This window comes from Sphingomonas sp. AAP5 (genome assembly GCF_004354345.1).
Classification (GTDB): domain Bacteria; phylum Pseudomonadota; class Alphaproteobacteria; order Sphingomonadales; family Sphingomonadaceae; genus Sphingomonas; species Sphingomonas glacialis.
Genome location: NZ_CP037913.1, coordinates 128654 through 143283 on the forward strand (window position 1 = coordinate 128654; position 14630 = coordinate 143283).

Consider the following 14630-nt stretch of genomic DNA (forward strand, 5'->3'; position numbering starts at 1 on the left):
CGTCGTTAGGTAATTATCCGTAGGGGCGAGTATGCGGCACCTTCCTGACAAGGCGATGAATCGGCGCAGTCCCGGCGGCGCCGCGACGCCATCTCCGACCACACACTCATGGCGCCCGATGCTCCAAACGTCGCTATGCCAATCCCGATGATACCGACGGCCGAAGATTTACGGATCGCCTCGCTTCGAGAACACGCCATTCTGGGAACTGAGCGCGAAGACCGTTTCGACCGGATCGCGAAGCTTGCAGCGGGGTATTTCAAGGCGCCGATCGCGCTGGTTTCGTTGATCGACGAACAGCGCCAGTGGTTCAAGGCGTGCATCGGCCTCGACGTCGGTGAGACGCCGCGCGATTGGGCCTTTTGCGATCATGCGATCAATCTGGCTCCCGGCTCGGTCATGGTGGTCGAGAACGCGCTTGCCGACGCCAGGTTCGACACCAACCCGCTGGTCTTGGGCGCGCCCGCTATCCGCTTTTATGCCGGGGCTGTCCTGACGACGTCGGACGGGCACAATCTCGGCACCTTGTGCGTCATCGATACGGAGCCCAGGCCGCGCCCCAGCGAGGCGGATATCGACTATCTTCGGTCGCTTGCGCAACTGGTCGTCGACCAGCTCGAACTGTCGAAGGCACGGTCGATCCTCGACGAGCAGAACCGCCTGTTACGGACCGCCGAGGCGATGTCCGGCGTGGGCCACTGGCGCTTCGATCTCGTTGCGCAAAAAGTCATCTGGTCTGACGAAGTCTTCCGAATTCACGGTCTTCCGGTTTCCCAAGCGGTCCCGGACTATGAGGCAATCCAGAAGTTATACCATGAGGACGACCGCGAAACGCTGACGCGGTTCGTCGCGAATGCGGTCGAAACCGGCGAAGGGTATGATTTCGGATTGCGGATCCGCCGGCCCGACGGAGAAATCCGTCACGTGATCGCGCGCGCCGAGTGCTCCGCCGATGCCAGCGGCAAAACGACGTCGCTCTTCGGCGTATTCCAGGACGTTACCGCGCAACATCTGGCCGCCGCCTGCGTCGCCGAGAGCGAGCGCCATTACCGGCTGCTCGCAGACAATGTCAGCGACGTGATCGCGCTCTATGGGGCAGACGGCATCTTTCGCTACGTTTCCCCGTCGGTCACCGATTTGCTCGGTTACGCACCCGACGACCTGATCGGCAAAACCCCGTTTGCGTTCATGCATCCGGATGATCACGCGCGCGTCGCCGAAGCGTTCAGCGCGGCATCGGCCGCGGGGGACGGACGGACGATCGAATATCGCGCGCTCACCAAGGCGGGCGAGGCGCGGTGGCTCGAAGCGCGTCCGAAATTCCATTGGGATCGCGCGGGCAAGCTGCTCGAAATCTCGGATTCGGTGCGAGACGTGACGGCGCGCGTAACCGCGAAGAGGGCGCTGGAGGACAGCGAAACGCGCTTCAGGCGCCTGGCAGAATCGGCCCCGATCGGCATTTTCAGGGCCGACGCCGACGGCAACGTCACCTACGTCAATCGCGAGTGGGTCGCCAAGGTCGGTCTCAGTTTCGAGGAATCGCTGGGCAATGGGTGGATGCGGGCCTTGGCCGATCCGACGCCCTTTATCGAGCGGCCGGCATGGATCGGCTTCGTTCCGGGTGAAGTCCGCGTCCGCCAATCGAAGTTCAAGCGCGCCCATGGCGGAGAGATGTGGGTCGAAACGGTCAACAGCGCCGAATTCGACGACCAAGGTAGCCTGACGGGGTTCATCGGCGCGGTCATCGACATTACCGAACAGCGTCAGTCGCAGATCGACCTTGCCGAGAGCAAACGCCTTTTCGAGACGCTGGCCAGCCTGTCGCCGGCCGGCATCTTCCGAACCGATTCATCGGGCAACTGCACCTATGTCAACGACGCATGGCTGAAATTGTCGGGGTTGGTCGAAGCCGAGGCGTTCGGGAGCGGTTGGGCGTCGGCGATCCACCCCGATGATCGGGATCGGCTCTTCGGGGATTGGATCGGCGCAGTCGAACAGCGCATCGGTCTGCGGAGCGAATTTCGCTTTCAGCACCGTGATGGTCGCACATGCTGGGTCGAAGTGATCAGCGAACCCGAGATTGACGAGCATGGCAGCCTGGTGGGCTATATCGGCGTCAACATCGACATCACCCAGCGCAAGCTGGCGGAGAAGGCGCTCGGCGAGCGCGAGGAGCAGCTCAGCCTGTTGGCCGCGAACGCCACCGATGCCGTATTTCGGCTAAGCCTCGACGGAACGTGCATCTACGCGTCGCCTTCGGTCGCCAGGTTGCTTGGCGTCGATCCCGCGGGACTCATCGGCCGGAACATGTTGACCAGATTCCATCCCGATGATGCAGCACGGGTCAATGCGCAGTATAAGCGGCTTGCGACGGGGGATCAGGATCAACTGATCGTCGCGTACCGGGCCGAGCCGATTGACCGGCCCGGGATCTGGGTGTGGCTCGAGGCGAACAGCGGCCTGGTGCGAGATCCGGCGACGGGATTGCCTTCGGAAATCATCGTTTCGGTGCGCGACATATCCGAACGCAAGCGCCTCGAACTCGATCTCGAGCGCGCGCTCGCCGCCGCGGAGGGCGCTGCCGAGGCGAAGACGAGCTTTCTCGCCAATATGAGCCACGAAATCAGGACGCCGATGAACGGTGTGCTCGGGTTTACCGAGTTGCTGCTCGCGGATACGCTGACCCCCGACCAGCGGCGCAAGGTCGAACTCATCGCCGACTCCGGCACCGCCATGATGCGCTTGCTCAACGACATTCTCGATCTGACGAAGATCGAGGCGGGGCAGTTGGTCATCTTTCACGATGTGGTCGACCTGCCACATCTCGTCGGCGCGTGCATCAAACTGATGGCGCCGCTCGCGCTCGGGAAATCGCTGCCGATCACCTTCTCAATGGCCGACGGCGTTCCCTCGAACATCATCGGCGATGGGCTGCGCTTGCGGCAGATCATCCTCAATCTGCTGGGCAATGCGATCAAGTTCACGACGGTCGGATCGATCACGATCCGGGCCGAGGTGCAGGGCGCAATGCTTTCGCTCAGTGTCGAAGACACGGGTATCGGCATCGACGAGGACCGGCAGGCTGCCGTTATGGGGAAATTCGTGCAGGCCGAGGACGGCACGGCGCGGCGGTTCGGCGGGAGCGGGCTTGGCCTCAGCATCAGCGCGGAGTTGGCGCAGCTGATGGGCGGGACGCTGACCCTCAACAGCACGAAAGCCGTCGGCACGACGCTGACCCTCGCGCTTCCGCTCCGCGTGGCCGAAGACCAGGCACGAATTGCACGCACTGCCGATCAGGCGAAGCAGAGCGATGCCGTCTCGTCTGACTTGGGCTTGCATATCTTGGTTGCCGAAGATCATGAGATCAATCAGCATTTGGTCAAGGCGATGTTGGCTCGGCTCGGGTGCAAGACCACCATCGCGCCAAACGGTGCCGTCGCCGTGGCCGCCGTCGATGAGATGATCAGGTCGGGCGAGGCGTTCGATCTGGTCCTCATGGATATGCAGATGCCGACGCTCAACGGCGTCGACGCCACGCAGCGCATCCGTGCCGCAGGGGTCGATGCCGCGATGCTTCCGATCGTTGCGTTGACGGCCAACGCCTATGAATCGGACATCGAGACGTGTCGTAAAGCCGGGATGCAGGATCATCTCAGCAAGCCGATTACGATCGACGCCCTTCGCGCCGTGATCCAGAAATACCGTCGTGCGCCCGATCCGGCACCCGGGGATGCCGCTCCGTTTCGAGTCAGCAGCGCGCTCGCGAAGAAATTCGCGGATCGGACCGACCGCCTGATCGCCAGGATCGAGACCGTCGTCGCGGCCGGAGACCTGGATCCGCAGACCGCGGACGAATTGCAGGACGAGCTCCACAAGCTCGCCGGCAGTGCGGGGTTCTTCGATGACGACGGCATCGGCGAAATCGCTGCCGAATTCGCCGAGACGCTGGCGCGGCTTCCCGTCCCGGAAAAGCTGGCGTTTCTAAGCGCTGGAATGACACGGCTGCGAAGATCGAATGCCGCGTTCTGGTGAGCCGAGCTTGCACCACATTTCAAGGAAGATGGATGGCGACGATCGTAATTGTCGAGGACGACGAACTGGTACAAGAAATCGTTGCGCGGGCGCTGGAAAGCGCGGCGCACACCGTCATTCCCGTCGCGGATGGTTTGGACGCGATCGATTGTCTCTGGGAAAACGATCCGGATCTCATCATTCTCGATTGCGCGCTACCCGGAAAAGGTGGGCTGCCGATCTTGCAGGAATTGCGCGCTTCGCCGCGGTTTCAGGCGATCCCGGTGCTCATGCTCACCGCGCGCCGGAGCGATTGGCACGCCCGGCTCGCGATGGATGCAGGCGCGAGCGCGTATCTTCGCAAACCCTTCAAAGTGGAAGATTTGCTGCGCATCGTCGGCGAGCTTCTCCAGAAAGCGGATGCGGTGCAGCCCATCGTCGATCGGAGCGGCGCCGAGGCCGAACCGCTGATCGATATCGATTATCTGAGCACACTGCGATCGTCGCTGGGGCTGCACGATACGCACGTCTTGCTTGGCATGATGGCTGACACCTTGGACCAGTCGATCCAAACCCTCGTCCAAGCGCTTGAAGCGGGCGATCGCACGCGAGTCGCGCAAGAAGCCCATGCGCTGGCAGGCGCGGCAACGACCGTTGGTGCGGCGCGATTGGCCGAAATGTGCCGCACGATCGAACGCGCTCCCGACGATCGTAGCGATAGGAGCAACCAGCTGGCGGCGACGGGCAGAGCGACGCGCGAAGCGATCGAAAGCGCCCTGTCCGAAGATGCCGCAGTGTCGCTCTCGGATCCTCTCTCCTAGGGCGTTTCGTCGCCGCGCGCTTCGAGCGCCTGGAAGGCAAGAACGGCTTGCGTCCGGTTGCCGACGGCAAGCTTGCGGAAGATCGCCGCGAGGTGCGATTTGATCGTCGGCTCGGCCAGCCCGAGCTCGTAGGCGATCTGCTTGTTCTGCTGTCCGCCCGCAATCGCCCGCAGCACGCGGAGTTGCGCGGTCGACAGCTCCCCGAGGCGTCGCGCCAGATCTTCGTGCTCGGTTCCCGCCCCGTCGGCCATTGCGGCATCGGGGAACCACTGGCCACCCGCCAGGATCACCCTGATCGCCGCAATCATCTCGTCGATTTCGGCAGATTTCGAAATGAAGCCCTTCGCGCCCAGGCCGCGGCCTTGCCGGATCGTCGTCATGTCGTCGCGACCGGAAACGATGGCGACAGGGGTTGCCGACGAAAGCGAGCGCACCATGGCGAGCCCGGAAAGTCCATTCACGTCCGGCAGCATCAGATCGAGCAAGACAAGGTCGAAACGCCTTTCCCGCAGCGCGGTCTCGACTTCCGTCATGGTGCTTACCGTCGTCACGACCGCCTCGCCATCGACCGCGCGTGAAGCCATGGATAGCGCCGCTGCGCAAATCGGATGGTCGTCGACGACAAGGATCGAGGGTGGCGTTGTCATAGGTCTCTGGGCCCCGGGGTAACGATTCGTTTATCGATCCAACTGCGGCGGTTCCGGCAAGAATCCGCAGCCGAACCGCTAATGTGTCTATCGCTGATCTGAAAGGATTAGTCATCGTTTTGGCGATCTCGTCTTTTCGGATGAAGCCGCCGGATGGCAAGATAGGCTTAACGGGTTGGGCCGTGAATGGCCTGGCTATGACAAAAAACACCTCCTTCTTGCCCGCTTCGACGCCCCGCTGCGCTGGCATTCCCGCGGTCGCGATGACCGCGCTGACGCTGGTCTTCGCGTCCCCCGTCCACGCCGAAGGCGTCAAGGCCGGAACAATCATCAACAACAGCGCGACCGCGACCTATCCCGAGGGCGGGACGCAAGCGACGATCACGTCCAACACCGTTTCGATCCGCGTCGATGAGATGCTCGACGTGGCGGTGGCGGCGCGGGAAACGGCCGACGTGGCGACGACGGCGGGGAGCGCGGCGCAGGTCTTGGCCTTCACGGTCACCAACAAGGGCAACGGTGAGGAAAGCTTCGCGCTGGCGGCTGTCGGGACCGTGACCGGCAACGCGTTCGATCCCACCATCACCCAGCTCGCGATCGATACGAACGGCAACGGCCAGTACGAGCCGGGGGTCGATGCGGTGGTCGCAGCGGGTGGCGCAACGCCGGTGCTGGCGCCGGAAAGCGGCGTCACCGTCTTCGTCGTCTCCTCGATCCCGGCCGACGCTCTTGATGCAAAGCATGGCCTCGTCCGGTTGAGCGCTACGGCAACGACCGGCAGCGGGGCGCCGGGAACCCTGTTTGCCGCGCAGGGCACGGGCGGCGGCGACGCCGTCGTAGGCGCGACCCACGCGCTGCGGGAGGGCACGAGCGGATTTGTCGTCAGCCGCGGGACCGTCAACCTGGTGAAGTCGGCAACGGTGGCCGATCCGTTCGGGGGCTCACGCGCCGTGCCGGGATCGATCATCACCTGGCGTCTGGTTTCGACCGTGACGGGCTCGGGCAGCGTTGCGGGCCTGCACGTGATCGACGCGATTCCCGCGGGCACCGGCTACCAGGCGAGCTCGCTCACGCTCGACGGCGCCACTCTGTCGGATGCCGCCGACGCCGACGTCGGGACTGCGTCGAGCGCCGGCATCGATGTCGCGCTGGGCGCGCAGACTGCCGGAACGACCCACACCGTCGAATTCAAAACCCGCATCAATTGAGGATGATCGCTATGAAATTCTTTGCTTTTCTCGCTGCTGTCGCTTTGCCCGTGGTCGCCATTGCGGCGACCAACGCAGTGTCGCTCAGCAGCACCGTGACGACCGAGAAAACGGTCCTGACCAACGGGCATCCGGAAACCGTGGTTTCGGACGCGAAACACGTGGTCCCCGGTGACCGGCTGATCCTGGCGACGAATTATCGCAACGTGACCACGCAGCCGGTCGTGCACTTCGTCGTGACCAACCCTGTGCCGAACGGCGTCATCTTCACCGGCGACAGTACGCCTGGAGCACAGGTGTCGGTCGACGGGGGGCGCACCTTCGGGGCGCTTGCCGCGCTCCGGATCGCGGTTGCGGGTGTCGCACCACGACAGGCTCAAGCAACCGACGTTACCCATTTGCGCTGGACGCTGCCCAGCATCGCGCCGGGCGCGAGTGGGTCTCTGAAGTACCGCGGCATCGTCCGCTAACCAACCGCTGCGCGCGCCGGCGGGGCGAGGCGCGCACACCCTAATCGGAGACTATCATGACACGTGCCAGCACCCTGCTGGGCGCGGGGAGCCTTGTCGCGCTCGCCGTACTTGGCTCTACTCCCGCATTCGCGGCCGGGACTCAGGCCGGATCGACCATCACCAACACGGTTCAGGTCAACTACCAAGTGGGCGGCGTGGCCCAGAACCAGATTGCCGCGTCGGACAGCTTCACCGTCGACCGCAAGGTGAATCTCGTGGTTGCGGCGGTCGGAACGTCGACCACCCAGGTTTCACCGGGACAACTCGCCGCGGTCACGGCGTTCTCGGTCACCAATACATCCAACGCCACGCTCGACTTCGCGCTGGCCGTTTCGCAGCAGACGGGGGGCGCCGGAGCGCATTCGAACACCGACACGTTCGACGCGACCAATCTGCGCATCTACGTCGATACGAACGCCAACGGCGTCTACGATGCCGGCGACAGCCAGGTCACCTATCTCGACGAGCTGGCAGCCGACACGTCCAAGACGGTGTTCGTCGTTGCCGACATCCCGCTCGGCCGCGCCACCAATGATGTCGCTGCAGTGACGTTGACCGCGACCGGGCGCGAAGGCGGTACGGCAGGGACCCAGGGTAACGCCCTGGTGCAGACCACCGGCAGCAATACCGCTGGCATGGATACCGTGTTCGCCGACGGTGCCGGCGCGACAGACGCCGCGCGAGACGCAGCGTATTCGGCAAAGAACGATTACACCGTCTTTGCCGCCGCGTTGAGCGTGACCAAGGTCAGCCGGATCGTCAGCGATCCCTTCAACGGCACGACCAACCCCAAGATGATCCCGGGCGCGACGATCGAATATTGCATCTCGGTCGCCAATGCGGCCGGCGGTGCAAATGCCACCAACGTGGCGCTGGCGGACGTGTTGCCGACCACGATCACCTACCTCTCGTCGTTCGGCATCTTTCTCAACGGAACCGTGACGGGGTCGACCTGCAATGCGGATGGCGCGAGCGGCGGGAGCTTTGCCTCCGGCACCATCACGGGAACGCTGTCGAGCGTCGCTGCGGGCGACGCCCGCACCCTGCTGTTCCGCGCGACCATAAACTGACGAAATTCGCCGGTGGTTCAAATCCTTGCTTCGACCCGGAGCCACCGGCGGACCCGCTCCTGTCTTGAAATCGAGATGCGCAAACTCTTTCTGATCCTCTGTGCATGGATGGTGGCGATCGTGGCGTGCTGCGCCGCGCTGGCAAGCGCATGCCAGGCGCAGACGCGGATCGAGAATGTCGCGCGGGCTGACTGGTCCAACGGCAGCATCGCCTCCAACCCGGTCACCGTTACTGTCGAGGCTATAGCGGTCACGCTGACCACCTACCGTCCAGACGTCGGTTCGCCGCTCGTCTTTTCGGTGCGGACGCCGCTGTGTCAGGCCGTCGCCCCGCAAGCGGCCGCGCCGATCGGTCCGGCAAGCGCAGCCGGGATCGGCGGCGTTACGCCCTCGACGGAGGTTCGGGCCGGCGAACCGTTGATCTTCAAGCTGGCGGCGCCGAGTGCGAACCGCGATCCCCAAGCGATCGATACCGTCACGGTCACCCTGGTGACGACGAGTGGCGATCGCGAAACGCTCGTCGTGTCCGAAAACGCCATGAACAGTGGCGAATTCGTCGGAATCATCGCCACGCGTGCCGCGCCGCCCGCGCTCGCCACCGGCGATTGCGCGCTGAGCCTGAGCGCGGACGACAAGATTTCGATCGAATGCCGTCGCGACGGCACGCAGAAGCCGATCGCAACGGCCATCATCGACACTCTGGTGGATCCCGCCGGAGTGGCGTTCGACAGCGAAGACGGCACTCCGGTCTCCGGCGCGCGCGTCACGATGCTTGATGCCGTGACGGGCCTGCCCGCGGTGGTGTACGCCGCCGATGGAAAGACGCGATATCCGTCGAGCATCGTCACCGGGCAAACCGTGACCGATGGCGCCGGACAGACGTACGCGCTGCCGCCGGGCGAGTATCGCTTCCCACAGGCCAACGCCGGACGCTATCGCCTCAAGGTCGAGGCCCCGGCGCCCTATGTGGCACCATCGAGTTTGACGCCGATCCAGTTCGCCACCTTGCTCCGACCCGGTGGTCAGCCCTTTGTCGTCAACGGCGCGTCGTATGGCGAGGTGTTCACGCTGAGCGGACCGGCGGAAGTTCGGATCGACATTCCGCTCGACCGGCCGCCTGTGGCTATCAACCTCACCAAGACGGCGTCGCGGGGCGTGGCATCGCCGGGCGATCGGGTCGTTTACACGATCACGGCGCGCAATCCGGACACGACGCATGCCAAGCGCGGCGTCATCCTGACCGACATCCTGCCGACGGTCATGCGTTTGCGACCCGACACGATCCGCGTCGATGGAGCGAGCGATCCCGCCGCGGTGACGATTGCCGCAGACGGACGCACGATCACCGTCGATCTCGGGACGATCGCGGCGGGCGCACAGCGCACGCTTACCTATGTCCTGCAGGTTCGGCCGGATGCCCCGGCAGGGCAAGCGCTCAACCGCGCACGGACGATCGACGTGCGTGGCGCCGAGAGCAACGCCAGCGTCGCCGTCAGGATCGATCGCGACACGATCGCCGCACGCATGACGATCGTCGGCCGGATCATGGCGGGCGGTTGCGCCGCGATCCCGCGGGTTGCGGCAGGCATCGCAGACGTGCGCGTCTTTCTGGAGGATGGCAGCTACGCGATCACCGACCGCGATGGCCGCTATCATTTCGAGGGCGTTTTGCCGGGGCGGCATGTGGTGCAGGTCGATCCGACCAGCCTTTCCCCAGCGAGCAGCTTCGTCGACTGCGTGCGCAGCACGCGGTCGGCGGGCAGCGCCATTTCGCGCTTTGTCGAAGGGCAGGGCGGGGCGCTCGTCACGGCCGATTTCCACGCCGTGATTTCGGCACAGTCCGGGGTGGCGCGCACCGATGTACCAGAACCCGTCTCGGACCGCGTCGCCGCCGCTGGCGAGCGCGACTGGTTCGCCGATGGCAAAGCCGATATCTCCTGGCTCTTCCCGGAACCCGACCACAACCCGCGGGCGCCAGCGGTGCGCGTCGCAATCCGCCATCTGCCAGGCCAGAAACTCACCTTGTTCGCGAACGGCACGCCGGTCGATCCCGTCGCGTTCGACGGGAGCCGCACCGAAGCGGCGCAGCGCTTCGCCGTCAGCATGTGGCGCGGGGTGCCGCTCGGCGACGGTACGACGCATCTGACCGCCGAAGTCCGTGGCAGCGACGGCGCGCTGGTCACGACGCTGTCGCGCGACGTCCATTTCGTGCGAACGGCGGCGCGCGCGCAGTATCTGCCCGAAAAATCCGTGCTCGTCGCCGATGGCGTCCGCCGCCCGGTCCTCGCGGTCCGCCTCATCGATCGCGACGGCCGCCCGGTTCACGCCGGGACCGTCGGCGATATCGCCGTGTCTGCGCCCTATGCGACGGCGATGGAGATCGACGCCGAACAGGCACGCGCGCTGACCGGGCTCGGCCGGGCCAAACCCGTGTGGCACGTGACGGGCGACGACGGCAACGCCTATATCGCGCTCGCCCCGACCACGGTGAGCGGCGCCGTCACGATCACGTTCAGCTTCCGCGATCGCGATACCGTCCGCTCGCAGCAAGTCGAGACATGGCTCGAACCGGGCGCCCGCGCCTGGACCATCGTTGGCTTGGCCGAGGCCGGTGTCGACCGCGCGGGGCTGGCAGGCCATATCGAAGCGATCGAGCGTGCGGACAAGATCCGCGCCGACGGTCGGATCGCCTTCTACGCAAAGGGGCGAATTCTGGGAAAATGGCTGCTGACGCTCGCCTATGACAGCGCAAAGCGGCGCGAGGACCAGCGCCTTTCGGGCGCGATCGACCCCAACACTTATTATACGCTCTATGCCGATCGCTCCGAGCGAAGGTTCGACGCGGCATCGACGCGCAAGCTCTACGTCAAGCTCGAGCGGCGCCAGTTCTATGCGCTGTTCGGTGATTTCGAGACGGGCTTCGGCGAAACCGATCTCGGCCGCTACACCCGGACGGCGACCGGCTTCAAGGCGGAAGCGCGGGGCCGTCGCCTTGCCGCCAGCGGTTTTGCCGCCCGCATCGCGACTCGGCATCGTCGCGACGAGATCCAGGGCAATGGCCTGTCGGGCCCCTATGCGCTGGCGTCGCGCGACGTGCTCGCCAATAGCGAGCAGATTGTCATCGAAGTCCGCGACCGGCTGCGCTCCGAGCGGATCATGGACCGCCGCGCGCTGACTCGTTTCGTCGATTACGATATCGATTATGCTGCCGGAACGATCCGCTTCTCGGCACCCGTCCTGAGCCGGTCGAGTGACCTGAACCCGCAGTTCATCGTCGCCGATTACGAGGTCGATCGGGACGATTCCGGCGCGCTCAATGGCGGCGCGCGCGTGCGGTATGACGGCAGGGGCGGCGCGCTGCGCGTCGGGGCCACCGTGCTGCACGACGATGGCGATCAGGGGCGGACCGATCTGATCGCGACCGATCTCCGCCTGCGGTTTGCGCGCGACACCGAGATCCGCGCCGAACTCGCCGCCAGCCGGGGCAATCGGTCGCTTTCGGGCGCCGCGAACACCCAGCCCGGCCAGAGCAGCGGAATGGCCTGGCAGGTCGAGGTCGAGCATCATGATCGACGCTTTGATCTGCTCGGCTATGCGCGGCAACAGGATCTTGGCTTCGGGCTTGGCCAGCAAAACGGCGCCGAACGTGGCCGCCGCAAGATCGGCGCCGATCTTCGCGCCAAGGTCACGGAAAACCTCTCTGCAACGGCGAGCGTGTGGAACGACGCTAGCCTGGTCGATGCGACCACCCGCCGCGCGGCGCAGCTGCGGCTCGACTATCGCGGCGCGCGGACCGATCTTCGCATCGCGCTGGCGCATGCGGAGGATCGCCTCGCCAATGGCGGCGCGGCGGTCTCGACGCTGATCGAGGGTGGCGCGACGCAGCGGCTGTTCGACAATCGACTGGAGCTCGATGCGAGCAGCAGTCTCGCCTTGGGCAATGCCGGCAGCATCGACTTCCCGCAACGCCACCGCGCCGGAGCGCGCTTCGCGCTGAGCGATTCCGTCACGCTGGTCGGCACGTACGAGCTGGCGCATGGCGACAAGATCGATGCACGGACCGCGCGCCTGGGCTTCGACCTCAAGCCCTGGGCCGGCGGCCGCATCACGAGCAGCGTGTCGGATCAGATGCTGAGCGAATATGGCCGGCGCAGCTACGCAGCCTATGGTCTTGCGCAATCGTTCGAGCTCGGCAAGCATTGGACGATCGACGCGACGATCGATGGCAACCGTACGCTCGGTGGGATCGATCCGGCGACGGTCGTCACCGTCGCACAGCCCGTTGCCAGCGGTGGTTTCGTCGGCAACGGTGCGACGCTGACCGAGGATTTCACCGCGCTGACGTTGGGGCTGGGCTATCGCGGTGGCCGGTGGAGCAGCACGGCGCGTGCGGAGTATCGTCTCGGCTCGCTCGGTGACCGGGCCGCCCTGACGCTCGGCTTGCTGCGTCAGCTCGGCGAGGGGCAGGCACTCGGCGGCCTTGCGACCTGGTCGCGTGTCCAGGTCGGGGGCACCACCACCAGCGTCGCCAACGTCGCTGTGTCGGCGGCATCGCGACCCGCCTCCCGTCAGGTTGCGTTCTTGGCCAAGCTCGAATACCGCGCCGACAGTGTGAGCGGCGCGGTCGGGGGTGCGACGGCGCCCGGCGGCGGCGTGTTGCTCGTCACCGGGGATGCGCGTTCCGGCCGGTTGCTCGGTAGCCTGTCGTTCGATTGGGCACCGTATGGCCGCGACGAAACCGGCCTGTATCAGCGCAGCGAGATCGGCTTCTTCCTCGCCGCGCGCTATACCAGCGACCGGATCGCGAGCTATGACCTTCGCGGCGTGACCGCCGTGGCGGGGCTCGACGGACATCTCGGCCTGGCGGACTGGCTCGAAGTCGGGGTGCACGCAACCGCGCGCGTCGATCTCGACGGGCGCACCCTGGCCTATGCCGTCGGCCCGGTGATCGGACTTCGCCCGGCCGCCAATATGCTGGTCACTGCCGGCTGGAATTTTTCCGGCTTTGCCGACCGCGACTTTGCGGCAGAGCGGTCGACGCATCATGGCGCATTCCTCACCGCACGTCTGAAGTTCGATCAGACGCGCTTCGCTTTCCTGGGACTATCGGGTCGATGAAAAGGGTTTTTGCCGCGCTCATGGCGCTTGTGGCGCCCGCTGTGGCGCACGCCTCGTGCGATGCTGCGAGCCAGTACACTTTTGCCTTCGCCAACCAGCCGGCGGCGACGCTCAATTACGGTTCCACCTATGCCTACACCGCCGTCAGCAGCGCTGGCGCTTCGCTGCCCTTTTCCGTGGCGATTGCGCAGAACGGACTGAGCTCGACGGCCATCGCGAACACGCAGATGCCGGCGATCGGGACGTTGATCACAGGCCCCGATGCGACCAAACGCGACCTCGTCTTCGGGGGAATTTTTGCGGGCCGGACCACCGACCTGACCAGCGGAACGCGGGTCATCACGGTGACCTTCACATTCTCCACGCCAATTCGCGACTTCTCGGTCGTCACGCACGATATCGATTTCACGCTCAACCAGTATCGGGATTGGATCATGATAACGGGGGCGAGCGGCGCGAGCACCTATACGCCCGTGCTCACCACCCCGTGGGGGAACGGCAACGGCGCAACCGCGCCACGGACGGCAACCGGATCCGCGCTCACGTCAGGCGCCACGACTGCGCCGGTAACGCTCGCTGCGACGCAAGCGGCCGGCACCGGAGCTTCGAACAACAACTCCGATGACGGCACGATCACTGCGACGTTTGCGCAACCCGTCACGACGGTCGTGCTGCGCTACGGAAACTATCCGTTCCAGTCGGGCGAAACCACGACGGGTCAACAAGGCGCTGGCATTGCGTCGATCAGTGCATGTCCGATGCCGTCGCTGTCGGTGACCAAAGCATCGGCGCCACGCTCCGGAAATCTCGGGGCGTACAACCTGCCCGGCACCGACGTGGTTTACGTGTTTTCGGTGTCGAATACTGGAAACAGTCCGGTCGATCCGGGTACGATCATTCTTACCGACATCTTTCCCGCCGGGATAACCTACCTCAACACAAATTTCGATGGCACCACCGCGTTGCCCGTCAAGCTCGTTTCCGGGACGAGCGGGGTTACGCTCGCCGCTGCCAATATCAGCTACTCGAACGACAAAGGGGTGACCTGGTCCTATGCCCCGTCGAATGGCTACGACCCATTGGTGAACGCCATTCGCATCACGCCCTCGGGCAATATGGCAGCGAATTCCAATTTCACCTTGTCGTTCGCAGCCTCGATCAAATAGCAATGCGAGGTCCTGATCGACATCGGAAGTTGGCTTGAGCGACCGCGAATGGGTTGATTGCCGGTGCGCTGCGGTCG

8 protein-coding genes are annotated in these 14630 nt (G+C 64.9%); 7 read left to right on the forward strand and 1 reads right to left on the reverse strand.

All coding sequences use genetic code 11. From position 1 onward, the window contains the following. Window positions 1–147: 147 nt before the first annotated feature. Together E2E30_RS00575 and E2E30_RS00580 are read left to right on the forward strand one after the other, a co-directional pair. Window positions 148–4032, forward strand: coding sequence for a PAS domain S-box protein (locus E2E30_RS00575; protein ID WP_206365617.1), 3885 nt, complete (start codon window positions 148–150; stop codon window positions 4030–4032). Window positions 4033–4064: 32 nt separating this feature from the next. After that, a complete protein-coding gene (locus E2E30_RS00580; RefSeq protein WP_133186265.1) occupies window positions 4065–4832 on the forward strand; it encodes a response regulator in 768 nt (255 codons plus the stop codon). Here the strand turns inward: E2E30_RS00580 and E2E30_RS00585 are convergent. Then, window positions 4829–5416 carry a response regulator gene (locus E2E30_RS00585; protein ID WP_240698994.1) on the reverse strand — a complete coding sequence of 196 codons (588 nt, stop codon included), beginning with the start codon at window positions 5414–5416 and terminating at the stop codon, window positions 4829–4831. The two genes, E2E30_RS00580 and E2E30_RS00585, sit on opposite strands and share 4 nt — an antisense overlap. A gap of 146 nt (window positions 5417–5562) precedes the next feature. Here E2E30_RS00585 and E2E30_RS00590 point away from each other — a divergent pair, with 146 nt between their 5' ends. The 5 genes from E2E30_RS00590 to E2E30_RS00610 all read left to right on the forward strand — a co-directional run bounded on the left by E2E30_RS00590 (window position 5563) and on the right by E2E30_RS00610 (window position 14553). After that, window positions 5563–6687: a hypothetical protein gene (locus E2E30_RS00590; RefSeq protein WP_240698995.1), complete on the forward strand. Its 1125-nt coding sequence runs from the start codon at window positions 5563–5565 to the stop codon at window positions 6685–6687. Between the two features lie 11 nt (window positions 6688–6698). Next, entirely contained in the window at window positions 6699–7157 is a 459-nt protein-coding gene (locus E2E30_RS00595; protein ID WP_133186271.1) for a hypothetical protein, read from the forward strand. A gap of 56 nt (window positions 7158–7213) precedes the next feature. Next, entirely contained in the window at window positions 7214–8269 is a 1056-nt protein-coding gene (locus tag E2E30_RS00600; protein WP_133186273.1) for a DUF11 domain-containing protein, read from the forward strand. Window positions 8270–8344: 75 nt separating this feature from the next. Next, window positions 8345–13387, forward strand: coding sequence for a DUF11 domain-containing protein (locus E2E30_RS00605; RefSeq protein WP_240698996.1), 5043 nt, complete (start codon window positions 8345–8347; stop codon window positions 13385–13387). After that, window positions 13384–14553, forward strand: a complete 1170-nt coding sequence (locus E2E30_RS00610) for a hypothetical protein (RefSeq protein WP_133186275.1) — start codon at window positions 13384–13386, stop codon at window positions 14551–14553. Before E2E30_RS00605 ends, E2E30_RS00610 begins: the two co-directional genes overlap by 4 nt. The last annotated feature ends 77 nt before the right edge of the window (window positions 14554–14630 follow it).